The sequence below is a fragment of the Pedobacter sp. FW305-3-2-15-E-R2A2 genome (assembly GCF_038446955.1).
Lineage (GTDB): Bacteria > Bacteroidota > Bacteroidia > Sphingobacteriales > Sphingobacteriaceae > Pedobacter.
On sequence record NZ_CP151803.1, the window covers coordinates 1,053,682 to 1,078,856 of the forward strand.

At 41.3% G+C, this 25,175-nt stretch carries 24 protein-coding genes; 14 read left to right on the plus strand and 10 right to left on the minus strand.

The genetic code is table 11. The features are described from left to right. Entirely contained in the window at nt 1-204 is a 204-nt protein-coding gene (locus tag AAFF35_RS04285; RefSeq protein WP_124579515.1) for a fructose-6-phosphate aldolase, read from the minus strand. 758 nt (nt 205-962) lie between these two features. Here AAFF35_RS04285 and AAFF35_RS04290 point away from each other — a divergent pair. The 5 genes from AAFF35_RS04290 (at nt 963) to AAFF35_RS04310 (ending at nt 7,833) form a co-directional block, all read left to right on the plus strand. Beyond that, nucleotides 963-4,124, plus strand: a complete 3,162-nt coding sequence (locus AAFF35_RS04290) for a SusC/RagA family TonB-linked outer membrane protein (RefSeq protein ID WP_342331171.1) — start codon at nt 963-965, stop codon at nt 4,122-4,124. Nucleotides 4,125-4,188: 64 nt separating this feature from the next. Continuing rightward, nucleotides 4,189-5,679 (plus strand): RagB/SusD family nutrient uptake outer membrane protein, encoded by a 1,491-nt coding sequence (locus AAFF35_RS04295; RefSeq protein WP_342331172.1) that lies wholly within the window; start codon nt 4,189-4,191, stop codon nt 5,677-5,679. A 28-nt stretch (nt 5,680-5,707) separates the two neighbouring features. Continuing rightward, a complete protein-coding gene (locus tag AAFF35_RS04300; RefSeq protein WP_342331173.1) occupies nt 5,708-6,367 on the plus strand; it encodes a fasciclin domain-containing protein in 660 nt (219 codons plus the stop codon). Nucleotides 6,368-6,392: 25 nt separating this feature from the next. Beyond that, a complete protein-coding gene (locus AAFF35_RS04305) occupies nt 6,393-7,373 on the plus strand; it encodes a DUF5007 domain-containing protein (RefSeq protein ID WP_342331174.1) in 981 nt (326 codons plus the stop codon). A gap of 34 nt (nt 7,374-7,407) precedes the next feature. After that, on the plus strand, nt 7,408-7,833 hold the full coding sequence (locus AAFF35_RS04310) for a hypothetical protein (RefSeq protein ID WP_342331175.1): 426 nt from the start codon (nt 7,408-7,410) through the stop codon (nt 7,831-7,833). 114 nt (nt 7,834-7,947) lie between these two features. On the opposite strand, the gene AAFF35_RS04315 is transcribed toward AAFF35_RS04310, so the two are convergent. Then, complete coding sequence (locus AAFF35_RS04315) at nt 7,948-8,967, minus strand: acyl-CoA reductase (protein ID WP_342331176.1); 1,020 nt, start codon at nt 8,965-8,967, stop codon at nt 7,948-7,950. A gap of 75 nt (nt 8,968-9,042) precedes the next feature. Here AAFF35_RS04315 and AAFF35_RS04320 point away from each other — a divergent pair, with 75 nt between their 5' ends. After that, nucleotides 9,043-9,393 (plus strand): 4Fe-4S dicluster domain-containing protein, encoded by a 351-nt coding sequence (locus AAFF35_RS04320; RefSeq protein ID WP_069380006.1) that lies wholly within the window; start codon nt 9,043-9,045, stop codon nt 9,391-9,393. A 64-nt stretch (nt 9,394-9,457) separates the two neighbouring features. Here the strand turns inward: AAFF35_RS04320 and AAFF35_RS04325 are convergent, their stop codons facing one another. Further along, on the minus strand, nt 9,458-9,913 hold the full coding sequence (locus AAFF35_RS04325) for a universal stress protein (protein WP_074609550.1): 456 nt from the start codon (nt 9,911-9,913) through the stop codon (nt 9,458-9,460). A gap of 338 nt (nt 9,914-10,251) precedes the next feature. On the opposite strand from AAFF35_RS04325, the gene AAFF35_RS04330 reads away from it, so the two are divergent. From AAFF35_RS04330 to AAFF35_RS04365, 8 genes are all read left to right on the plus strand, one after another. Beyond that, nucleotides 10,252-11,052 carry a hypothetical protein gene (locus tag AAFF35_RS04330; RefSeq protein ID WP_342331177.1) on the plus strand — a complete coding sequence of 267 codons (801 nt, stop codon included), beginning with the start codon at nt 10,252-10,254 and terminating at the stop codon, nt 11,050-11,052. 85 nt (nt 11,053-11,137) lie between these two features. Next, on the plus strand, nt 11,138-11,632 hold the full coding sequence (locus AAFF35_RS04335; protein WP_342331178.1) for a hypothetical protein: 495 nt from the start codon (nt 11,138-11,140) through the stop codon (nt 11,630-11,632). A 20-nt stretch (nt 11,633-11,652) separates the two neighbouring features. Further along, complete coding sequence (locus AAFF35_RS04340; RefSeq protein ID WP_342331179.1) at nt 11,653-13,470, plus strand: phage baseplate assembly protein V; 1,818 nt, start codon at nt 11,653-11,655, stop codon at nt 13,468-13,470. Between the two features lie 17 nt (nt 13,471-13,487). Next, a complete protein-coding gene (locus AAFF35_RS04345; protein WP_342331180.1) occupies nt 13,488-14,354 on the plus strand; it encodes a hypothetical protein in 867 nt (288 codons plus the stop codon). 8 nt (nt 14,355-14,362) lie between these two features. Further along, on the plus strand, nt 14,363-14,875 hold the full coding sequence (locus AAFF35_RS04350; protein ID WP_342331181.1) for a DUF4280 domain-containing protein: 513 nt from the start codon (nt 14,363-14,365) through the stop codon (nt 14,873-14,875). 2 nt (nt 14,876-14,877) lie between these two features. After that, the gene (locus tag AAFF35_RS04355; RefSeq protein ID WP_342331182.1) at nt 14,878-17,916 is read left to right on the plus strand and encodes a hypothetical protein; all 3,039 of its coding nucleotides are present in this window, start codon (nt 14,878-14,880) and stop codon (nt 17,914-17,916) included. Nucleotides 17,917-17,939: 23 nt separating this feature from the next. Further along, nucleotides 17,940-18,911: a hypothetical protein gene (locus tag AAFF35_RS04360; protein ID WP_342331183.1), complete on the plus strand. Its 972-nt coding sequence runs from the start codon at nt 17,940-17,942 to the stop codon at nt 18,909-18,911. Between the two features lie 183 nt (nt 18,912-19,094). Then, the gene (locus tag AAFF35_RS04365) at nt 19,095-19,877 is read left to right on the plus strand and encodes a C40 family peptidase (RefSeq protein WP_342331184.1); all 783 of its coding nucleotides are present in this window, start codon (nt 19,095-19,097) and stop codon (nt 19,875-19,877) included. Nucleotides 19,878-19,894: 17 nt separating this feature from the next. On the opposite strand, the gene AAFF35_RS04370 is transcribed toward AAFF35_RS04365, so the two are convergent. The 7 genes from AAFF35_RS04370 to hisB form a co-directional block, all read right to left on the minus strand. Continuing rightward, entirely contained in the window at nt 19,895-20,371 is a 477-nt protein-coding gene (locus tag AAFF35_RS04370) for an OsmC family protein (RefSeq protein ID WP_342331185.1), read from the minus strand. A gap of 73 nt (nt 20,372-20,444) precedes the next feature. Continuing rightward, nucleotides 20,445-21,341 carry a WD40 repeat domain-containing protein gene (locus tag AAFF35_RS04375; protein WP_342331186.1) on the minus strand — a complete coding sequence of 299 codons (897 nt, stop codon included), beginning with the start codon at nt 21,339-21,341 and terminating at the stop codon, nt 20,445-20,447. A gap of 7 nt (nt 21,342-21,348) precedes the next feature. Next, nucleotides 21,349-21,939, minus strand: a complete 591-nt coding sequence (gene hisIE / locus AAFF35_RS04380; protein ID WP_342331187.1) for a bifunctional phosphoribosyl-AMP cyclohydrolase/phosphoribosyl-ATP diphosphatase HisIE — start codon at nt 21,937-21,939, stop codon at nt 21,349-21,351. Then, nucleotides 21,936-22,691 carry an imidazole glycerol phosphate synthase subunit HisF gene (gene hisF / locus AAFF35_RS04385; protein ID WP_342331188.1) on the minus strand — a complete coding sequence of 252 codons (756 nt, stop codon included), beginning with the start codon at nt 22,689-22,691 and terminating at the stop codon, nt 21,936-21,938. The genes hisIE and hisF overlap by 4 nt, the downstream gene beginning before the upstream one ends. A gap of 4 nt (nt 22,692-22,695) precedes the next feature. Next, nucleotides 22,696-23,445 carry a 1-(5-phosphoribosyl)-5-[(5-phosphoribosylamino)methylideneamino]imidazole-4-carboxamide isomerase gene (gene hisA, locus AAFF35_RS04390; RefSeq protein ID WP_069380020.1) on the minus strand — a complete coding sequence of 250 codons (750 nt, stop codon included), beginning with the start codon at nt 23,443-23,445 and terminating at the stop codon, nt 22,696-22,698. Nucleotide 23,446: 1 nt separating this feature from the next. Further along, the gene (gene hisH, locus AAFF35_RS04395; RefSeq protein ID WP_074609565.1) at nt 23,447-24,040 is read right to left on the minus strand and encodes an imidazole glycerol phosphate synthase subunit HisH; all 594 of its coding nucleotides are present in this window, start codon (nt 24,038-24,040) and stop codon (nt 23,447-23,449) included. After that, nucleotides 24,040-25,173, minus strand: coding sequence for a bifunctional histidinol-phosphatase/imidazoleglycerol-phosphate dehydratase HisB (hisB, locus tag AAFF35_RS04400; RefSeq protein ID WP_342331189.1), 1,134 nt, complete (start codon nt 25,171-25,173; stop codon nt 24,040-24,042). The genes hisH and hisB overlap by 1 nt, the downstream gene beginning before the upstream one ends. Between the last annotated feature and the right edge of the window lie 2 nt (nt 25,174-25,175).

Genomic DNA, 25,175 nt, shown 5'->3' on the forward strand with positions numbered 1-25,175 from the left:
TTAAATATCTAATTTAGCAATTTGTCCGAAAGGCAAATCATTAACAAAACTCATTATATAGGGCAATTTATCACCTAAACCTAATTTATCCAGGGATTTATCAGGTCTATCGACCCTGAAATAGGCGAGTAAAGTGAACTTATCATCCCTCAACTGCACATAGTCAGGGATTTTGGCAATGCCTTTTACTTTGATTACATACATTTTGTTCAAAAATAGTATTTCAAACTGAGAAATGAAGGGCTTTCCCGTATTTATCTAATTTCTACGCGGTTGGATTGAAGCGCTGGATTTTCTGCGTTGCTGTTCATCCCTTACTTATAAAGAAATGAAATAATGAGGATTCCGGGGATGATATGATTTGAATTGATTTTTGCGTGTTTTGGCCTGTTTCCAGGGCTATCAGTAAAGAGATTGGGTGATTTTCCCGGGGAATACACTTTGGGCACTGAGAAAATGATTTCCATCGATTTATGGAGTCAAACTTCGTTTTTTATAGAAAACAATCGTTTGTGTAACATTGGTGTGGTGTTTTTTTTGAATGGTATTTGCAGAATGCAGGTGTTATTTCTGTAGGATTTTTTTTTGCGATTTTTGATGGATGCTTTTCTTTTTGATTTATTGTAACTCCTCTCTTTACTGTGCCTATAGTGTTAATAATGACGTAATGCAAACGTTTGTGTTGTTAAATTTTGTTAAATGACGTTCGATTAACAATAAATTAGATGTTGAACCCGCTTCTAAAATATAACCAGCTATTCGACCAAATAGTTTTTTAGAGGAGGTTCTTAAGAAAATAACTAATTCAACTTAACCTAAACCAAACCCCGTATGACTAAATTTAGACTCATCTAGTACCTGTTCGTTTGGACATGATGGCTTTATTAAAGCTATTCTTCCGTCTCAGACAAATCCTCCCTTTGTTATTGAACACAGCTTAATTTTTAATTAAACAAAAATTTATGAATAAGTTTTACAAAAAACTCTTTATGGTCAGCCTATTGCTGTTTTTTTCCGCATTTGCTTTTGCGCAAAAGAAAATTACAGGAACCGTTACCGGTGCTGACGACGGACTCCCTCTTCCAGGAGTATCGGTTATTTTAAAAGGAAGTGCCAAAGGTGCAAGTACAGATAATCAAGGGAAATTCATCATTGATGCCCCCGCAGATGGAACATTACGTTTCTCTTATATCGGGTATGATGCCAAAGAAGTCGCTATTGCAGGGAAGTCAGAAATTATCGTGAAACTGAAGGTTGCGGCGAACTCATTAAATGATGTGGTCGTGATCGGTTTCCAGGAAGTATCCCGTAAGAAATCTACCGCTGCAGTATCTACGGTTAAGGCCAAGGATCTGGAAAACCTACCTTCTCCTACATTTGATAAACTATTACAAGGTAGGGTAGCAGGTTTGAACGTACAAAGCTTTTCCGGTGAACCTGGAGGCAGGCCTACTTTTGTGGTGAGGGGAAACTCTTCCATTGGAAGAGCGGTAAGTGCAGCAAGGGCATTGAGTAGTCCTTTATTTGTAATAGATGGTATTCCAATGGCCAATGAAGACATTTCTTCTTTTGGAGATCTGACCGGAACCAATGTTATTGCCGGACTTAACCCTAATGACATTGAATCGATTGATGTGCTGAAAGATGCAGCTGCGGCTTCCATATATGGTTCCAGAGGAGCAAATGGGGTAATCGTAGTTAAAACAAAACGAGGAAAAACGGGGAAACCGGAAATCAATGTAAATGCCTATGCCGGAATTTCCAAACATGGGGAAATGGCAGAATATATCATTGGCGCTCAGGAACGCAGATTTAAGATGGATTACCTGACTAAATATGCTAATCATTCAGATGAGGGGCTTTTTCCGCAGATATTGACAGATAGTCTTAACCCAGCATTTAACAATGCAAACGATTGGCAGGGTATGTTTTTTCAAACAGGGATTATTCAGAATTATGACCTTTCTGCGTCAGGTGGCGTAGAAAATATCAATTACCGTTTTAGTGGTAACTATTACGATGAACAGGGGATTATCAAAGGGACGGGATTCAAAAGATATTCCATGGCCGGTACAATGGGCGTAAAACTGACCGACAAATTGAAAATGGATGCGATGTTCAGGTTATCCCGTGGAGATCGTTCCCGTGCACGTGGACAGGCACCATGGGAAAACCCCTTGCCAATCAGTGCCGGTACTTTCCCCACCTCATTATTGTACATCAGTCCCTCTGACCGAGCCAATTTCACCGGAGAACTGGAAAATGCGAAAGATAAAAATATTAACGATGATGTTACTGCCAGTCTGAGTCTGGATTATGACATCGTTAAAAACCTTCATTTCCGTACACAGGGTGCATTGCAGTCAAGCAAGGGAGGTAGAGATATTTTCAGGCCTAGTGTACTGGACGCAAATAATGTGTTTTACGCGCAATCTTCCAGAGCCAATTATGATAACTTTAATATTGATAACCTTCTGACTTATTCGCTTAAACCTGCTGAAAATCATAACCTGACTCTTTTGGGTGGTAATACCATTAACTATACCACCAACGAGTATACTGGTGTGGGCGGTACAGGAATTGGTAATAATGTCATCACAACTGTAAAAGGGCTGGAGCCGAAGAACTATGTGATGGAAGACCCTTACGGAAACATGATTACAGGATCAAAGACCGCAGCTGCTGGTCTGCTGTCTTTCTTTGGTCGTGCGAGTTATGATTTTAAAGATAGGTATCTATTTACTTTTAGTTATCGCGCAGATGCATCTTCCCGTTTTGGAAAAAACTACAGATGGGCTTATTTTCCGGCAGTTTCAGCAGGATGGGTGGTGTCTGACGAACCTTTCATGAAGTCAACCGAAAACTGGTTATCTTCCTTGAAATTCAGAGGTAGTTACGGCGTCTCTGGAAATCTGCCCGGTGACTATTATGCTCCTTTTAACTCTTACCTGACTGGTCAGGGAGGTTATGAAGGTTCTGGCCAGTCCAGTACTTATAATGGGGTTAATGCGGTGACCATTAATCCTAGGTCTATCACTCAGGATAACCTGACCTGGGAACGGTCCATCCAATCGAATATTGGTATAGATGCCGAATTCTTTAAAGGCAGGGCAATGGTAAGTATCGATGCTTATAACCGTGGAACTTCAGATATATTTTTTGATTTAAACTTGCCGGTAACGAGTGGTTATGATAAAGTGAAAACAAATGCGGTTGACATCAGAAACTTAGGTGTTGACTTAAACCTGTCTGGAAGAGTATTTAATCCGGAGAGTAAATTTCAATGGAATCCCCGGTTGGTAATGTCCTTTAATAAGAGCCAGATTGTTTCCCTTCCTGACGGCAACAGAGATATTATGGTGACTGATCCCAATACCGGAACAACGTTCATACTGACCAAAGGACGCCCGGTTTATGAGTTTTTTCTGGTTAAATCAGAAGGCGTGTACTCTACAAAAGATCAAATTCCTTTTGACCCAAGAACCGGTGATCTGATTACCTACTGGAATGGATCAAGAGTTGCACAACCAGGTTCTTATCGCTGGATAGATCAGAATTATGATTATGACGTATGGGATCATTTTGATAAAGTAAGGGTAGGTAACCCTAATCCAAGAGTAACAGGTGGTTTCAGTAACAGCTTTACTTTTAAGAATTTCTCTCTGGAAGTTTATACCACTTTTGTTCTGGGCAGGGAAGTTTATAACACGTATATATCAAGTCTGTTAGACAAATACAAACAATTAGGTAGTTTTCCTGGAACAGGATTACTGGACCTGAATAAATTGCCAGTATGGCGCCAGCCTGGTGACAATGCTAAATACGCAGATTTGAACCCTTATGGTCCTTATTACTATCAGTTCAATAACTTCTCTTCCGCTTATATGGAAAATGGAAATTATTTGAAGATCAAATACATCAATCTTGCTTATAACTTCCCGGCTAAGATGTTGGAGAAATTCAAGATGAAACGTTTACAGGTATATACGATTATAGATAACGTGTATTCTTTCCAAAAATCAAGCTTGCCTGATGTGGAAGCTGTAAATGAGCTGGGAGTTTACTCCGGCGATAGCTATCCTGTTCCAAGAAAATTCACTTTTGGTATACAGGCCAGCTTTTAAGGACGACAAATAAGTATTAATTAGAACGACGATCATGAATTTATCAAAATATAGAATAATAAGTATGCTCCTTTTAGGAGGAATGCTTTGCGGAGGATTACTTTCCTGTAAAAAATTATTAGATCTTAAGCCCGAAGATTCCGTATACGAAGCCGTGTTTTGGAAAACAGAAACGGATGCTACTTCCGGATTGATGGGGGCTTACTCCTTATTGCGTAAATCGCTGACGCTTGGTGGACAGGGCATGTCAAACTTTGTGTATGGTGATTTTACGACAGGTGTATTTAAAGAAGGTGGAGATTATGCACTGAATTTCCTGGTAAAAGGAGATGAATACTATGGAACAGGAACTAGTGTGGATGATTTTAGAGGAGATTATATCGAGGACTTCCAAAACTGGACGCCTTATTTCAAGACGATAACCCAGGCAAATACAGTGATAGAGAAAGTAAGCAAAATGCCTGATAATGCCTTTAAAAGTCTTGCTGTCAAACGCAAGATAATTGGAGAGGCCTTATTTATCCGCGCTTTCACCTATTTTTATATGGTCAGGATTTGGGGAGATGTACCATTGGTACTTCAATATGACCCGGATCCGGTATCGTCTAAAAATATTCAGCGAACCAATGAAGCTGTGGTTTTGGATTCCTGTGCATCCGATATGAACAAAGCCAGGTTATTAATGGGCTGGAATACCGGAGGGGATCATGCGGTAAGGGCTGATAAAGGTGCTGCATTTGCTTTGCTTGCTCATGTAAACAGGTGGAAATACTTTGTGACCAAAGAATCTGATCAAACTTTACTGACTAAATCCATAGCTGCAATTGATTCCATTACTGCTTCAGGGAAATACAGTCTGGTACCTGCTGCTAATTTTGACCGCCTGTTTAAAGGAAGGTCAGAAGAAGGGATTTTTGAAATCAATACCAGCGCTGATCAGCTGGAATATCAACCAAATGGAGGTTTTTATCTGTATACACTAGGGCAACCTTATATTCCGGAAAAATCAAAATCAACGGTCTTTAACAGCGAAGTGGTGGGAGGATTCTTTAATGATCCTACGGATGCCCGTTACGACTATTATTTTGACCGCACTAAAGTAGAGGACCTTATTCTGACCAAATATATCGGGAAGAACAACCAGAACCGGTTTTTCCTGGATCCGGGAAATAGCAGAGGCGGACTCGTTAATTGCAACATCAGTATTTTCCGCCTGGCAGAAATGAAGCTTTTAAGGGCAGAATGTAACGAATTGCTGGGGCGTAGTTCAGACGCTTTAACGGATTTGAATGATGTGAAACGGAGGTCTAACCTGACGAATTATACTGGCGCTGACTTGAAAACGGAGATTTTTGAAGAGACATTCCGCGAATTGTTCTGTGAAGGACATTCCTGGTATGACATGGTGAGGAATAAAAGACTCGTAGAATATCTGGATCGTTTTCCTCAATCCAGATTTGACGAGGAAGGTTGGAAATGGCCGATAGCAAGAGCGCTGTTTGTGACGAATAAAGACCTGGCCCAAAACAAATACTGGATTGGCAGATTAAGGTAAATCAGTGTTTCATTTAAAAAAGATTCTCATGAAAAATAAACTAGTATACATTTTAACATTCTTCGGCCTTTGCCTGATCGTAACTGCCTGTAAGAAGAATGACTACCTCATTGGCGGAGACGTACATGATCCGAGGGTAAATATGACTACCTACGACTTCCTCAAAAGCAAACCGCTGTTCGATACACTGACCAGACTTATTGACAAAGCAGGAATGAAAGAGGAGATCAACGGAAATACGACTTTTTTTGCGCCTACCGATTATTCGATAGCTGAGTTGTTGGCCAGACGAACCAGGATCATTCAGCTGAAATACAATAATGAAAATATCAAGTATACGCTGGATAGTCTTCCTGTTCCGGAATTAAGGGATTCCTTGCGTTCCCATCTTTTTGAAGGGGCCATCAACCGCGAAAACTTGTCTTTGGAAAACAAGTTGTTTAAAAGTAAATCCAATGAAAATTATTCCATCCTGCTCATTGAAACGACAGCGTATACTGGTACAGTGACCACAAAGCCGCAGTATCTGTACCTGGTGAGATTAAGAAACGGGCTGGACCCAAAACCATTGCCTGACAATTATCCGGATGAGGATAAAGACATTCAGGAACTAACCCAGACGTCGGGAATTATCACGACCAACGGAATCCTGCATGTGTTGAACAACAGGCACAAGTTTTACTGGTAGTATTAACCACATTAAATCAAAAGAAATGAAGATGATAAGATCTGTTTTAATGCTGATCGCATTAATAAGTGTAGCCTGGTTAGGCTGTAAAAAGATTCCGGTAGGTTTTATTGGTGAATCGATGTATTACAAGGATAGTCCTTTCAAAATTGAACAGGGGAACATCAAGCAGGTAACGAGCTCACTCAATCTGGATGGTTCTACACTTCCGGTATTGGTGAAATTGTTAGAAGTAAGAAAAAAAGGAACGAATCAGCGTGCTGAAGAGTTTTATGCAGAACATGAGGTTTATGTTTATAAGCAACCCATTGACCCGGCAGTAGACACCACCATTGCCATGGTCAATGCTAAACGGGAAAAGAAAATGCTTCCTCCATTTGAGTTTTTACCAAGCGGACAGTTCCTTTTCAATGCGGGTACTTCATTCCTCCCTCCGCGATCACAATATGAGTTCGATATCGAAGTAAGTAATGAAAGCGGCTCTCGTGTGTATAAGAATATTGGTGAAATCCAACTCCAGGATGCAGAATTGTTTAAATCTTATGCCATTGCCAACAGCTGGTTCTCGGATCAGACTGGATTGAGTGGAACGGTAGCCGTTAATCCGGAAATGATTATCACGAAAGTGAGTAACGAAGGTACAAATGCAATTGTGAAAATTGTAGATAAAAACGGAGTACCATTCAATCCGAAAAAAGGGGAGATCATCAAAAGAGGAGACCGCCCTACTTTCGAGTCCTACGCTAAATTTAATCCGGTAGTGATTGGAGATGAAACAATGACCTGTAATTATGAGATCACGCCTTTTCCAATGAAGCGGATCAGTGGTTACGGTGACTTTCTGATGTATTACCGCATCCCAAGTACTTACGCTAAACTGGATAATTTTCCGGCTGGACAAGCGCCAGGTTCTACCTTTAGCATCAACCCGAGATTTGGATTTCAGATCAAACAGGAAGGTACTTATCTGATCACAATTAAATTAAATGGCGTGACCCATAAATAATTAAATATTGACCCAATAATTAAACTCAACAATTATGAAAATGTTATCCCTTTTCCGAATGAGCAGTGCATTGGCAATTGTAATGTTTGCCAGTAGTTTTACCAACAGTAAGGAGCTGAATGTTGTTCCTCAGGCCAATGTGAGGGTGGTTCCCCCCGTTACGGTAACCGAGACGATCAATATCCCCTGGACTTCTCAGACAGCTACAGCAACCTTAACTTATGGTTTAGCAGGATCACCTCCGTACCAGATTACCGCTTCTATCAACGGAACGAGCCTGACCAATCTTAGTCTGGCTTTGGTGAATCATCAGGGAGGAACGATCAATGTAGATACTTTCCAAACGCATGTAGTAGATTCGGCGGGAGGTTATGAGTATAATATTGAAGTTAAGGTCTCCGGAGTAGTTGGAGGACAATGGAGAATACAATCTTTTACTGTTGAGGCTATCGTGATCTAATCCGAAATGCTCAGGCCAGAAATGGCTTTTCAATTTGTTAACATGTTTAATCAAACCAAAAGCGGCGCTGTGAACAGCACCGCTTTTGGTTTTTTAAACGATTTGCTTTGCATTTTAAATCCCGTTCAGGAAGCTGATCGTATTGATATTGTCTGCATAGTCCCATAACCTTGGATGCTGACTCTGGCCTGGTGCCAATACTGTTGTTTCGATGTTCAAATCTGCATTTGAAACCACACATTGAATGTTTTCAGCCTCCTGATTTAGTCTTTCCTGAACTTCATTCAGATTCTGATAGCGTTCATAATATAGAACGGCAAGAGGCGAAGCCATATTTGGGTCTTCTTTTAGCAATAAAAAACCATTGTCATAATGTGTGGCCGCATTAACCAGATAAATAGACTTGTTATAGTCGTAATTGTTATTGTACTTGAAATGGTTAACGATGGGCTGAAATGGCTCCAATGGCTCATAAAAGTATTTAATATCGTAATCTTCAGGAATATAAAGTTTAGATACATTTCTGCAACCTAAACCGAAGTAGTCAAAGATGTCATGACCCAGCATTGCAATTTCTGCAGTAGTTTCCTTTCCGGTCAGCACTGCCACGCTGTTTCTGTTCTTGCGGATGATATTGGGTACTTTACTGAAGTAAAATTCGAAATACCTGGAGGTATTGTTGCTTCCTGTTGCGATTACTGCGTCAAAATCTTTGAGACGTTCTACGTAAACAATCCGTTCCGCTAAGAGCGGTTCTATCGTGGTCAATTGTCTAAGCAGGGCAGGAAGGAGCTTGTCATCAGAAGAAGAAAGCTTAATTAAGGCGATATTTCCAGTGGCAAGCACAGAGATCACATCATGAAAACCCACTACCGGAATGTTTCCGGCTAAGATCAATCCTACTTTTTTAGGGGAATCGCTTACCTTAATATCTTTGAACCAGGTGTCAAGATCGGTTTCGTTCAACATCCTATGTAGGGCATTTAATGCCTTTTCCACCTCTTCAACTGTGAACCAGGCATTGCTGTTTGGAGCTGATAAAATTAAATTTTTAAACTCAGGATCCGGGTTGGCTATAAAGTCACTAAGTTTTTTGAATGCAATAATTAGTTTTTCAGCAGTAAGCATTGGCATATTCCAAATATTTTAAAGTTTATGTGTTATATTTGCATTGCAAAGGTAAACTTAGCATTAGATATAGACGAAGACATGGCTATTAAAATAACAGACGAATGTATTAACTGTGGAGCATGTGAGCCTGAATGCCCCAATAATGCGATTTATGACGCAGGCACGGCCTGGAGATTCTCCGATGGTACCAATTTAAATGGTATTATCGATTTCGGAGGTAAAGAAATTGATTCAGAATCTGCGATGGAAGCAGTATCTGATGAAGTTTATTATATCGTTTCCGATAAGTGTACAGAATGTAAAGGGTTTCATGATGAACCTCAATGTGCAGCGGTTTGTCCGGTGGATTGTTGTGTTGATGATGAAGATATCCGCGAAACTGAAGAGGAATTATTGGCGAAAAAGGCCTGGTTACATCAGGAAAATTAGTCTTTAAACTAAAGATAAAAAAGAAGAGGATGTCCATAAGGCATCCTCTTTTTATTTTTAAGAATTAATCTTTATCCTCGAATTTGTTGGGCACGATGAGTACAGGACATGCCGATTTTCTGGCTACATGCTCTGCCACACTTCCCATTAAGAAGTGGTATAGACCGGTGCGTCCATATGTGCCGATCACAATCAGGTTGGAGCCCCATTCATCTGATTGCTGAATAATACCATGTGCTGCACTATCGATCACACTCAGATAGGTGGTCGGGATTCCCAGGCTATATTTTGATTCTATTTCTTTAAGGAGCATATGACTGTTCTCCTCACTATTGTCGTAAGTTTCTAAAAAAACAGGCGCTAAAGTCAGGTCCGGATTAATATTTGCCGGTATCGGCTCTATGATGTTCACCAGTGCTACCTCGGCACCAAATGTCTTTGCGATCTCATAACCTGTTTTGGCCGCCTTTTCAGAACAGGTACTATTGTCGACCGCAATTAAAATTTTTTTAAGGTTCATGATCTTACAAATTAAAGGTGATACTATAGATACATCCTGTACCTATTAATTGTTTTTCCATGGGGATATTATAAAAATACGAAATTTTTGAAAAAAGGACAATGGCCGCTTAAATGTATGAGGGATTAGTGAGCATTCTGTATAATTTCTCTACAGGTACTGTTGATGTGGAAATTAGGCTATCCTCTTATTTACGGCCAGAAAGCGGTTGGAATGCCTGCCCGTTAGCATACAACAAATAATTTTCTTAAGTGATTTAGGTTTGGCCGAAAATTTGTTGTAAACTTAATGTACGATATATTTTATATTAATTTATTTTCAGTGGTTTTCAAAACAAAATGAAAGGATTAAATTATACAGCAAGGACACCTGGTGCCCGGATTTCCGGATTCAACTGGAATAATGTCTCGGGTGGCCAAAACACCAAAAAACCTGCTATACTTGTTTTTGTAAATGGTTATAGGATGTCTATGCCTGTTGCAAATATTGTGCGTGAGTTTAAACGTAGTGATGAAGTGACTCTGGTAGACGTAAACGACTACTGGAGTGATATCGATGATCAGTTTAAAAGCAGGTTAAATGATCAGTATGCATTTTATGCAGATGGGGATGCTCCAACATTGACAGCAAAGAACGGAATGGGTTTTAATGCACGCAAAATGCACGGTCGTAAGGCCGCACAGAACCTGATCAGAAAGATCTCCGTATTAAAATTCAATGATACCCCGCCAAATACCACACCCAGCAGGGCAGATTTCGGCATCACTAATGCCGCTAAAAAGATTCCTATAGATATCGTTTGTCATAGTATGGGCTATGCCTATGCGCTGGGAATGATTGAAGAACTGACCGAATCCGGGTATTGGGTAGACCGGCTTTATGCCCTTGCTCCGGAAAACCCCACAGCAGGTTATACTCCAGATTTTTTAGATGTTGCGAATCAATACGGAAGCGGGCCTGGCGATCCCTGGTACCAGCAAGATAGAATTGCCCCACAGGATAAGATTCCCGGCATCAGACAAAGGGCATTTATTCCGGAAGGAATAGATAAAGGGCCATATGATAGCCATAGCATTGCCAATTACGGCTGGATATTTAAGATCAAACAATACCAGCAAGGATACATTTCACCAAGATAACATGACTAAAAACATTATCTTAATCTGCATCGCAGTTTTATTTCTGTTTGGCACGGCCAGCAGTTGCATCAATAAAAATAAAAATATGAGTTCTGAAGAAACAACAAAAATGGATACGACAGCACAAGAAGAATTGAAAACAGCAGCCCACCAGATCCTGACCTCATGGCTTGCCGAAGGTATTGAAGGTGTTCAATTCCTTAAGGGAAGTGAATGGAAAATCGATGAGCAGGTTTTTCTGAACAGCAGCAATGACAAAGGATACCTGTTATTGCTCAATCAGGATAAGGACCCACAGGCAGAGCTGGATTATGTTCAGGTTCTGTATGCCAGCAAAGAAGATGGAAAATGGAACATTTACCTGGAATCTTTGCCCAATTTGGTGATTCCCAGAAAAAAAGAAAACGGAAGTTTTGTGGCCAATACGCTCAGCCAGCTGGCAGCTGCAGGAGAGAAAGAAATTGGACGGCAATATAAAAATGGCAACGGAGAGATTAATGATGAGTTCATCAACAAAGAATTCAATGAAGATCTAAAGAAAAACCATCAGCGTTTTTTATCGAGAAAAATTAAGAACTAACCAGCCCAGCACCTAAGACCATGGAAGAAAGAATTATCACTACGATCAGTATTGATGGGAAACCTATCTCTACTTTTTCGAACTTAATGATCAGACAATCATTCAATAATCACCATTTTTTTGAACTGTATGTGAACCACGATACATTTGAAAACCTTGGAGATTACCGTCCAAATAACTCAAAGGGACATATAGGTAAACAAATTCTGGTGACCATTACAGAAACATTATCCAGAGCAGAAACACTCTTTGCAGGTGTGATCTGTGAAGTCGCTATGGAGCAAAGCCATGGCATGCACGGAGAGTTGGTACTCAGAGGTTATAGCCCAACCATCCTGATGGATTATGGTCCGGTATTACAAAGCTATATGGCCAAAAGCCTGTCTGAGATTGTGCAAAAATCGACCATGAAAATGGTGAGTAATGACCTCAATATGAAGATTGAGCCGAAATTCACGAAGAAGATCAACTATATGGTTCAATATAAGGAAAGTACTTTCTCCTTCCTGAACCGGTTATCTGCTGAATATGGAGAATGGTTCTATTATGATGGACAAAATACCTATTTCGGCCGACCTAAAGCGCAAAAGGAAATTAATCTGACCTATGGCCGGGAAATCAGCGCTATGAACTGGTCGATGAAGGTGAGTCCGGTGAATTTTTCTCAGTATTCTTACAATTCAGACAACGATTATATTCACGAAACCACCGCTCCTTCTACAGAAGATTCGGATAATGACAATGGTTTTGCCGCTGCTGCCTCAGGAAAGATGTTCTCTGAGGATATCAACATCCCGATTAAACCCAGAGTTCAGGATCAGCAGGAACTTGGTGAACTGATTGCTGCCCGTAAAGCAGCTGCAACTGCAGATCTGGTAGCCCTTGTTGCAAAAACCAGCAGTCCGGCAGTAGTGATTGGTGGAATTGCCAATATTAAGGTTTCTAAAAAAGGAGTACTTGACTTCGTTACTGAAGATTATGGTAAATATCTGCTCACCTCTATTGTGCACGAAGTGGATGGAAATGGACGATATAGAAATACCATTGAAGGCATTCCCGCCCTTAATGAGGTAATTCCGGTAAAACAAGCCCGTTATCCTGTTGCCGAAGCGCAGGTGGCGACTGTAAAATACAATAATGATCCGATGAATATGGGACGGGTGAAGGTGGAGCTCCTATGGCAGAAACCAATAAATGAAACTACCGACTGGGTTCGGGTATTGACACCGGATGCCGGTAGCAGTGACCTGATCAGCGTTAACAGAGGATATGTATTTGTTCCTGAAGTAGGTGATCAGGTGATCGTAGGTTTCAGGTATAATGATCCCAACCGCCCTTTCATTATGGGTAGCATTTTCCATGGCAAAACCGCCGCAGGAGGATTGGAAAAAAACCACATGAAAAGCATCACCACGCGTACCGGTCACCTGGTTGAATTTGACGACAGTGAGGAAAATCATGGGATTAAGATCACGGATAAAAACAGCAATATCATTCATATAGATACCAAAGGAAACAACATCACCGTCACTGCCAATGAAACGATGACCTTCAATGCGAAAAACATGAAGATCAATGTGGCCGAAAATATGGACATGCAGATTGGTCAGAATATGACCACCAATGCAGGTGAAAATATTAAGGTGAGGGCAGTGCAATGGCATGAACTTTCCGCAAAAGACATCAAAGAGAAAGCGGAAGCAAGTATTACCGTACAATCTAAAAAACACTCCAATACGGCCGATGATGTACGTGTGGTGAGTTCTGTGGCAGATCTTCAGATGTTCTCGGGGAAATCTATTGTGGCAAAAAGTACAGAAAAAAGTAAACTTTTCTAGTTTGATTGACCACAGGTATGGATGTGCATAACATAGAAAAAAAGAACCATTTAAAATGGAGTCCGGCACCCTTTAGCCGTTGGTTTGGGGTAGCCCTTGATTTTATAACCCCTGAAAAGGGTAGCCGGGTAAGCTTTGAGGTTCATGTCGAAAATGTAGGTATGCTATCTGATGGTTCTTACCATTTTCGCATCAACAGGGATAAGCATATTTTCATAGATGATTACGAGCCTGATCTTGTGATCGATGAAATTGCGGTAAAGTGCAGCGAATTTATTTATCCTCTGGATATTCAGGTTTCTCCTGAAGGGGTATGGACGGGTAGGACCATCCATGGAGAGCTGATCAAAAGATGGCCGGATTTTAAACAGAAGATGCTGGATGAATACAACGGGGGATATATTGTTCACTACCTGAATAAAATGGAGGAGAATGTGCTGGATCATAAGAAATTTAGTAAAGCCTTGGAGAAAGACCTTTTCCTGACGCTTTTCTTTAAAAGTACTGCCGCAATCTTCAGACAGAAAGAAGCGGTAACGACAGTTGCATTCCCGACGGTACCTACGGAAAGTTCATTTTACTACGCGATAACTGCGGAAATTAAGATAGAGGAAGACCGGACAACCGCGAAGATCAGCGGAACGCTGGATCCTGATACTCCTGTATTTGTTTACAGTAAGATTCCGACACAAACAGAACTGGAAATTAATTATGTGCTGGATCCGGAACTAAATCAGATCAGGACCATATGGGGAACTGGTTTTGCGGAATTGAATACCGGAAGGGTCGAAACACGTTTTACAGCATTTCATATCAAGGACCGTGATGTAGCCGCTGAGGTTGTAGAAAATAAAGCCGGCGGTTCACTTTATTATATAGGATAAGATCGTTTATGGAAGAGACAGAATATACAACGAGTAAGGCGGAGAAAAGTGGTTTTCTCGTTTGTCAGGGCGCACAATGTATGTGTAAATTCGGCTCTGGCCCTGCTGAATTACTTGTACTGACACAAACTAAGCACTTTGTGAATGACAATGCGGGTTCTCAGAAACTGATTGCTTCACATCTGGATATTGGTGTTCCATACAAACCGCCTTTTTTTGGCAGTTGTAAGAAAATGCTCAATAAACCCTGCAATCCGGTGATTACCGAATGGAAGGAATATTATGAGGATGTAGAGCTGAGCCATGGTGGAATGCCTTTGCTGGATAAAAGCACTTGTACCTGTGCAATCGGTACGCCGGATTGCATTAATATTATTCAACATGGACAAAAAGGCTCGGCTTCAGGAGCCAATGCAGCAAACGCAGAAGAAAAAGTACACAGTCAGATCAATCCACTGGTTAATCCAAAGGCAATTGATGATAAGGATCCTTTTGCAGGTGTAAATTTAACAGGCGAATAGTTATGGCAGGAGTTAAAGAAATAAAACCAGAAGGCTTTAATGAAAGCAGCACGAAACCAGGTGGTATTCCCCTTGTTGCACCGGGATCAATGCGGAAAAGAAATGTGACAGGGGAGAATGGACAGGCTTATGTGCTGTTCGAAATTCCTTATGAAAAGGACACCCGTTTTATGGCGGAGCTGGATAAGAATACGGCCAACCCGCAAACTACACTGAGTGGATTGAAATGGTTCTGGATCTATAATTTTAAAGGACAAATTGTTGGAGAGTGGACCGGTGAAGCTGCAAAAACATATACAGAGGCAACCGGACAACCGGATAAATATAACATTGGTAAAAAATATATACAGTCTCAGTATGCGTTAGTTGGCGCACAGAAACTAAAGCCTGGCAGGGTATTCTGGATGGAAGCATTTAGTCTGCGCCCTGAGCTAAAATCTCCGGTAGGTGCATTTGTGGTGATGGTGGCAGAAAAACCTATCGTCGTAGAGATCATTGCCGAGAAACCCCTGAGTAAATGTGGTTGTAATGGAGATCAGCCTACGGAATACCGATATGGAGAACTCCTGAAAGTTCAGCTGCTGATCCATGAGCTTCGTGGGCAGCATACGGTAATTGTAGAGGTGAAGAGTAAGGATGGAAAGCAATTGGGGCGTCAGGTACTGACTGCTCTGGTACCTGAGAAAATGGAAGAAACCAATAGTTTTATTGGTGTCAACTATAATTTTACAGGAGAAGTCAATTTCATCCTGGATAATAAATGGAAGGAAATGCTAGGCCATCAGCAAGGACAGAAAAAAGAATTCGTTGTCCATGTTGGGGTTTGGGAAAACCTGACTGAAGGTAAACCGCTGGCCAGATTTACCACACAACCGGTTGCCAACTCAACTCATGTGAGTCCGGTAAAGATGCTGCCGAAACAAATTTCACAACGGGATTCCAGCGTGCTGACCTTGCTTTATGATACAGATGAAGTTGCAAATGCCAGACAGGAGCAAAGCAATCAGGTCGCTAAAATCGGTGTTTCCGCAGTGAAAACCATTTGTTATGCAGATTGTAAGTATGAAGCAATTCATATTGAAGAGATTGTTCCAGGGGCAAAAGAAGCAGCAGCGAAAGAAAACAAGAAGGAATACGACAATAGAAAGTTCGTCATGCTGGAAGAGAAAGCTGATGCAGCAACAGGGCCAAGAAAGGTGCTTCATGATTTTACGCACATGACCTATAACATTGTTGCAGGAGCGGATAAAGGACAGAAAGAAATCACCATTACACTGGCCGAAGTACAGGTAAATGATAAAGTATGTATCAATAACCCCAGACATACGGGCAAAGTATTTAACACGGAGAAGATAGACGAAGCGATAGAGCTGGAAAAGAATCAGCCAGTTACTCCCGAAAGAAATGCGTTCATGAAAATTATTGACGGAGGAAAATATACTTCTAATGTGAGTGGAACCGGCAGTACTTCTAAATTGAAGACGGAGCAGAAACCCGGGTTTTTAATTCTCAATGGGAATACCGACGAAATATTTAAGTTTAAAGCGGCCTATCAGTATGGTGATATGGATAGTTTCTCTTATCTTTTTTCTTTATGGAATCCTGCAAAAGCGAAACATAAACTGTACCCTTTACTGGTACAAAGCTGCCGCTACCAGCGACCGGTTACTTTTGCGGTCTATCCGGATATCAAATGGGCCATCAATATTAAGTTCAATTTTGAAAATTTAGGTTGGTTTGAACAGCAAAAATGGTATAAAGCCTCAAAATATAAGCTGAAGGCGGTCGTATTTGAAGAAACGACCATCAATTTCAATAGCCCTGAACTTCAGGTTGTAGGTGTACAACGTTCTGCGGGCGTGATCATTCAGGAAAACAGCAAAGAAGAGCGTAAGAGAAAAAAAGAGGAGTTTGATCCAACCAAAAGCAAAAAGTTAGGCGCCGGAAGGACGATCTGGGATGTTGGGAAAGATATCGAACTCAACCTGGAAGCACAATGGAATGGTGGGGATAAAAAGGTAGAGCTCACCGATAAATTTCTTAAGGACGTTTACAGTAAATTCAGGATTGGCTTTGAAATTTACAAGGAGGTTGCCCGGATTATAAAAGGGCAAGGAACACCAAGGGAAAGCATTGATGAGAAACAAAAGACCGTTTTTGAGAAATTCAAGAAAGGGCTGACCAGGGAGCGCAAAAAATTAAGCTTTGAATTTACGCCGCCTTCTATTGCAGCCAGCATTGGTTGGGGACTAGCCGAAGAAAATAACAGCAGTGACCCTTCGCTAAACAACTTGAATAGCCTTGTTGTGGATTATGCCCTGGAATTCAGTCCTATTTTTGGCGCCTCCATCAAACTGGATTTAATCGCCCTGGTACAAAATGCACATCCTATTGCATATGTAGTGGTCAAACTGGTCGACTTTGCTGCGGCGATGGGTGATGCTGAAATTATTGCAGAAGTAAAACTGAACGGAGACCTTAACCTGAAAGGAAGTGGTACCAAGAACCTGATGACAGGTGCGAACACCATGACCAATAAGCAATACCTTCAGGATACCAAAGCCAAACCCCTGGAAGGTGATATCAAAATTGAATTAACCGTAACTTTAAAGTTCAAAAAAGACAAAACTTACGATGCTTTCGTTTATAAGGTAATTGTAAGTGGAGAAATCAGTGCCGAAGCCAAAACATTTGTTAAACTTGGCGCTGCGGTGCAGGTGGATGAAAAAGGATTGCACATTGCATGGGAGTTTGTTTTTGGAGGAATCAAGATGACGGTGGTGCTGAAGGCAAGCATCAAAGGTGAATCCAAAGGCCGAAGGAGAGATAGGCCTGATGAGAAACCGAAGGAGGACACCTTTCTCAATACTGATAACAAATGGGAATTTGTGCTCCTTAAAGAATCCACCTGGCCAATGGGGAACTGGTATTTTGATGATCCCGATAAACAGACTGCAAATGCACCTGCTACGTCCACACCGGCGTCAACACCAGGTAAGGCCGGCCCAGTCAAAAATGGAGGAGCGTCAGGGACATGGTAACATAGATGGATTAAAAATGAAAAATGAGAAAATTAATTATATCAAGTTTAGTACTGTTGTCGAGCCTGGGGGCCTGTCAGCAAAAGCAATCATCAGGTACAACTATTAAAAGTCAAGACAAGAACATGGATCAGAAAATGCTGGATATTTATAAGCAGGTAAAAACATATGATTACAATCCCTGGTATGAAGTAGAATTCAGTCAGGATGCTTGTGGCTATGAAATTTTAATCAATGACGTGCCCCTGCACCGTTATTTATTGTTTGGTAGTGCCAATGAGCAACGCATTCAGGTCAATGATCATATCCTGACAAGCGGTAAGCAGGAGATTACCATACGGTTGTTTCCACCCCAGCTTTCAGACGATAGCTGGTCGCCGACATTTGTTGATGCGACTAAGTTTACGATAAAAGTACTTCATCGCAAGCCTGAGGCTTCTTTGGAAGATTATAAACAGGTTTTTGAATTCAGTACGCCCAATAAACCCGGAACAGAAAATTTCCTGGCCAGCGGGCAAAAAGTTTTTGAATTTAAAGGATCTTTTGATGCAGAGGTTCCTTATCAATTGGAAGGATGGCGCAATTCCAAAGATTTGAGTAAGGAGAATCAGGACGAATTATTGAAAGAAGCGGTTGCCGCGTATAACAATTTCAGAAACGTGCTGATCAAAAAAGACGTGAATGCATATGCCGCACTGATGTATGATAAAGAACTGGAACTGGCAAAAGCTTTTTACTGGGATACTCCTGAAGACTCTAAAGAACGCTGGGATGAAATGAGTGGTACAGTCCGCGAAAAAAGAGAAATCCTGCCATTAAAAGATTTTAAAATGGTATTGTATGCAGGTGGGAAAGTACTTGCATTACAGCCTACAAGCGAAATGTATAAGGATTACTTATCTGCCATTCATGCCCAGACTGAAGAGGACGATATTCAGGTTTCCTTCCTGCTCCATAAAAAGGCAGGTAGTAATGAACTGACACCGATACGGTAACAACGATTAAAATAAGCCCTGAAACCCGGTTTCAGGGCTTATTTTTTGCCGGACAAAGACTTCCTGCATAGTTTAGATATCCCGGTAGTAAGTTCAGGGGGCTTTTCAAAAAAAATCAATTAGGAGTAATTGTAATAATCACACAGTTATGCTTATTTTTATAGCGCCAGACTAACTTATCATATGGGACAAGAATATGGAATTTGCCGGGTAGCAGTAGCTCCCCTACGGACTGAAGCCTCAGACAAGGCCGAAATCAGTTCCCAATTGCTTTTTGGAGATCATGTTGAGGTTCTTGAAAAAAAGGAGAAATGGTGGCTGATCTATAATGCGTATGACGGATATGAGGGTTGGATGGATTTTAGACAGCTCAGTAAACTGTCTCTTGAACAGTACGCTAAAAATCATGATTGTGACCATGTGGTTCCTGCCGAGCTGGCAAGTATTGTGATTGACGAGGCGGGTAGTAAATATTTTTTATCTCCTGGAAGTAATCTTCCATTGCTGGAAGAGGGCTTCTGCTCCCTTGGCTCCGAAAAATTCATGGTAATGTTTACTCCAAAAAAAATCAGCACTTTTTACACTGCGGATGACGTGATCAATAATGCGTTGTTTTTTCAAAATGTACCTTACCTCTGGGGTGGCAGAAACCTCTTTGGAATGGACTGTTCCGGATTTGTTCAAATCGTCTTTAAATTAAACGGGATCCAATTGAAACGGGATGCCTGGCAGCAGGCGGAACAAGGTTCAGATGTTAATTTTCTGCCCGAAGTGAAAGCCGGAGATGTTGCTTTTTTTGATAATGATGAAGGCAGAATTACCCATGTTGGCATCATGTTGAATGCAAATGAAATTATTCATGCTTCAGGGAAGGTAAGGATCGATCCAATAGATGATCAGGGCATTTATAACATCGAACTGGGGAAATATACCCATCACCTGCGAATCATAAAGCGCTTTATATAAAGCTGACTATTGCGCTATTATGCCCCTTCGACGACACATTGTGGCTGATGCTTTACGGGGAAATTACATGAATTGGCGATAAAACACATTTTATGGGCTTGTTCGTGTAATGAATTGGCTTTGTCAATATCGGCTTTATTGGTAATGGTGACTACAGGATTTAGGGTTACTTCAGTAAAGCGACCACTTCCGTTAGGCTCTTCGATCATGATGCCCACTGCATTATCTTTATAATCCATGACGATGATGTCGTTCTGTGAGCATAAATGAAGGTACCAAAGCATGTGGCAGGAAGAAAGAGAAGAAACCAGGAGGTCTTCAGGATTGTGTTTGGTTTTATCGCCTAAAAATGCGGAATCTGATGAACCGGAAAGGTCTGCTTTATTTTCAATTGAAATCACATAGTTCCGATCATAAGAGCGGTAATCCATTGTTCCGGATCCTTTATTCCCTGTCCAGGTAAGTGCGGTTTTGTATTGATGTTCTTTAGCCATGATCTGTCCTTTGTTTACACCAATTTAAACAATCTTCTTTTCCTTTTCTTAGTTTTTTTGAAAGTAAATGGCATTATTTTGATTCCCAGATCATTACTTGTCTGTCGTCACCTGTAGAAATTAAGTAATGGCCGTCTTCGCTCCAGATCAACTTGTTGATGGAATGGAAATGTCCCTGGGTATTCTTTTCCAGGCTTAGGATCTTGTATAGTTTAAAATCCTCTGCTCCCCAGAGTTTAATGCCTTTATCCTGACTGCAAGTGGCAAAATATGGCTTTGTAGGGTGGAAAGCAATCGCATAAATGCTGAACATATGTGCGGCGACGCTATTGATCAGCTCATATTGAGGCAGGTTCCATACTTTCAGCTGGGCATCTCTGCTGCCAGAGATGAGGTAATTTCCAGTAGGGGAGTATTGCAATGCAGTAATGGGTAATTTGTGTGCGGATAACTCCCGTATCATACTATAATCTTCGGAATGATAAATCCGGATGACTCCATCTTTTCCACCCAATGCAATTTCCTTTTCATCGTTACTCAAAGCAATGGAACGCACCGTCTGTGGAATGATTGGGAAATGATACAATAAAGAGAAATCTGTTAAAGACCAAACGGCAAGCAATCCATCTTCTCCCGTACTAATCAGTTCATTTTTGTAAGCAATGGTTTTTAAATCAAAGACTCCTTTTTGGTGAAAGCTTAATGTAGCGGTTATTTTTTCTTCATCGAGGTTAAAGACCAGAATCAGTCCACTACGCTGCGCAATAAATAACAGATTTCCGTAGCGGTGCAAAGCATAAACAGAGCTTTGCACCGGAACAAGAACTTTTACAAAACTCATCGTTTCCAATGACCATTCTACTACGCCTTTATCATTTCCTGCACTAAAGAACGTGTCTTTTTTAGGGGAATTGGCCAGGGCGTAAATGGGGTTTTGGTGACCGTTAAGGGTATGTAAGTGTTGCAGCATGTATGATTTATTTGCGGTGTCTTTTTTCCAGGTTTTGTGCGATTTCAGTCAGGCTTTTTCCCTTTTCTCTCAATAGTACCAGCAGGTGGAAAATAAGGTCTGAGCTTTCATTTACAAAATCTTCGTCAGTTTCATTCAGTGCCGCGATTACGGTTTCTACACCCTCTTCACCCACTTTCTGAGCAATTTTGTTTAAGCCTTTCTGACGAAGTTTATTGACATAAGATTCCTCAGAGGGATTTTTATACCGGTCGGAAATAATGCTTTCCAGCTCAAAAAGGAAGTTCTGATTGTAATCTGTTTTAAAACAGCTTCTGCTACCTGTATGGCAGGTTGGGCCTACCGGACTTGCTTTAATTAAAATCGTATCCCGGTCACAATCGATATGTGTTTCTTTTACAAAGAGGAAGTTCCCACTTTCTTCACCCTTGGTCCACAGGCGGTTTTTAGACCTCGAGAAAAAGGTCACCTTGCCTTCTTCCTGAGTTTTCGTCCATGCTTCCTGGTTCATGTAGCCCAGCATTAAAACTTCCAGGGTCTGTTCATCCTGTATAATTACAGGGACCAGCCCATCCGTTTTTTCAAAATCTATATTCATAACCTTACAGGTATATTGTGGTATTTTAATTTTTGTTTAAGGTCGGGGATGGGGATTTCACCGAAGTGGAATACCGAAGCCGCAAGGGCTGCATCAACGCCTGTTTTTTCGAAGACTTCAATGAAATGTTCTACCTTTCCAGCACCACCGGAGGCAATGACAGGGATATTGATCATTTGGGTAATGGTATTCAGCAGACCACAGTCAAAACCTTGTTTAGTACCGTCATGGTCCATTGAAGTCAGCAGAATTTCTCCTGCACCCAGGCTTTCTGCCTTGCGGATCCAGTCTTCGGTTTCCAATTCCGTAATGAGCCTTCCTCCGTTGAGGTGCACCATATTTCGGCCTTCTACCAACTTCGTATCTACCGCTACCACGACGAACTGTACACCAAAATTTCGGGCTAGTTCTTCAATTAATTCCGGGTTCTTTACTGCGGCGGAGTTGATACTGATCTTATCTGCACCTGCATTTAGCAAGGCTTCGGCGTCCTGCACAGTGGTGATTCCGCCTCCGATGGTAAAAGGAATGTTCAGCTGACGGGCAACTGACTTTACCATTTCTATCATCGTTTTGCGGCGCTCATGTGTGGCAGTAATGTCGAGGAACACCAGCTCGTCTGCTCCCTGCTGTGCATATTGCCAGGCCAGTTCTACCGGATCACCTGCATCTTTAAGGTCAATGAAATTAACTCCTTTAACGGTTCTGCCATCTTTAACATCCAGACATGGAATGATACGTTTGCTCAGCATTGGCTTAAAGGGAGGTCATTTGCTTCAGATTCCAGTCTTTGATCTCGTCAATAGAGATTCTGTTTTCATAGATGGCTTTGCCCACTACCACAGAACGAATGTCTAATTTAGCCAGCTCTTCGATGTCTTCCATCGAACTGATTCCACCTGAAGCGATCAGTTTAATGAAAGGAGAGTGTTCCAATAGTTTCTTATATAAATCCACTGCTGCTCCGCCCAGTTTGCCGTCTTTGTTAATGTCTGTACACAGGAACCTGAAAAATCCAAGCTGTAAACATTTGTCAACATAGTCCATCAGTTTAATAGGTGAGCTTTCCATCCAGCCGGAATATTTGATCACTTCATCCAAAACATCAATCGCAATCACGATTCTGTTGGCATAATCATATTTTTTACCTACTTCTTTGCTCAGCTCGGCAAGGAAATCAGGGTTTGTGATTGCCTGGGTACCTACAATAACCCGGTGTATTCCGGCATCCAGTAAGTTTGTTACTTGTTCAATTGTCCGGATACCGCCGCCGTACTGTACGCGCATATCTGTTTTACTGATGATTTCAAACAATGCTTTTTGATTGCTAAAGTCACCTTTTGCACCATTTAAGTCAATTATATGGATGAATTCTGTACCATTAGAGCGGTAGGTTTCAATCATTTCGGCGATGGAAACATCATATTCAGTTTTCTGGTTATAGTCACCTTCTCTCAGGCGAACCACTTTTCCATCTAAAATATCAATTGCGGGGATAATGTACATCTTACTGTTTTAAGTTTGAAAAATTCTTTAATAAATGCTCTCCGGCGATACCGGATTTCTCCGGGTGGAACTGCACACCATAGAAATTATCTTTATGTATTGCTGCAGAAAATGGCATCCCATAATTTGCAGTCGCAATATCAAAAGTAGGGTTATATTCAATAAAGTACGAATGGACAAAGTAAAATTGTGTCAGGTTTTCAACACCTTCAAACAAGGAATTGTTTTTGTGATCAATGTTATTCCATCCCATGTGCGGAATTTTAATCCCCTGATCCTTATTGAATAACCTCGTTTGTAAAGGGAAAATGTTCATCATCGTGGCATCTCCTTCTTCAGAATGGGCGGTGAGGAGTTGCATACCTACACAAATGCCCAGGACTGGTTTTTTTAATGCCTTAATTGGCTCCACCAATCCTGTATCTTCCAGTTTTTTCATGGCTGCACCGGCATGACCGACTCCGGGAATAATGATGTGGGTATATTTCTCCAGATCGGCTTCGGTATTGACCATTCCGTAAGGAAGGTGTTGTCTTTCCAGGGCCGAAGTCAGAGAGAAGATGTTACCAGCACCATAGTTTACAATTCCAATCATTACAATACGCCTTTAGTACTCGGTAAGACTAATTTCTCTGCATCACGTTTAATCGCCATCTTGATCGCTTTTGCAAAAGCTTTGAAGATCGATTCAATTTTATGGTGTTCATTTTCCCCTTCTGCTTTGATGTTCAGGTTAGATTTTGAAGCATCACTAAAAGATTTAAAGAAGTGGTAGAACATTTCTGTGGGCATGTCGCCCACCATTTCGCGTTTAAAATCTGCATCCCAAACGATCCAGTTTCTTCCGCCGAAGTCAATAGCTGCCTGTGCCAGACAATCGTCCATTGGTAAGCAGAAACCATAACGTTCCAATCCTAATTTATTGCCGATTGCTTTGGCAAAAGCCTCGCCAAGGGCGATCCCTGTATCTTCAATGGTATGGTGTTCATCGATGTGAAGATCGCCATTCGTTTTAATTTTCAGGTCAATACTGCCATGACGGGCGATCTGATCGAGCATGTGATTGAAGAAGTTCAGGCCTGTATCAATCTCTGCTTTTCCGGTGCCATCAAGATCAATATCAATGCTGATTTTAGTCTCATTGGTATTTCTTTCATGATGCACTGTTCTCGTTCCTGCCTTTAACATCGTGTAGATGTCTTCCCAGTTTTGCGTCCGTAAAGCGATGACCTCTGAAAGCGTTTCTATTTTATCCAGGTTCTCATTTGCGCCCAGGTCCAGGTTGTTCGACAACCAGATTGCTTTTGCACCCAGGTTTTTTGCCAAGACTACATCATTGATCCTGTCGCCGATGACAAATGAGTTTTTCATATCGTATCCTTCTTCCAGAAAATGCAGCAGCAGGCCAGTATTGGGCTTGCGTGTTGGCGCATTCTGATGGGCAAAGGTTTTATCAATGATCACTTCACTGAACACGACACCTTCATTGGCAAAGGTTTTCATGACGAAATTATGTACCGGCCAAAAGTTTTGTTCCGGATGTGAATCCGTTCCCAGTCCGTCCTGATTGGTTACCATAACCAGGTCAAAATCCAGTTCTTTTGCGATCTTGGAAAGATAATAAAGCGAGCGGGGGTAGAATTCCAGCTTTTCAAAAGAGTCGATTTGCTCATCAGCGGGTTCCGTAATCAGCGTGCCGTCTCTGTCAATAAATAATACTTTCTTCATGG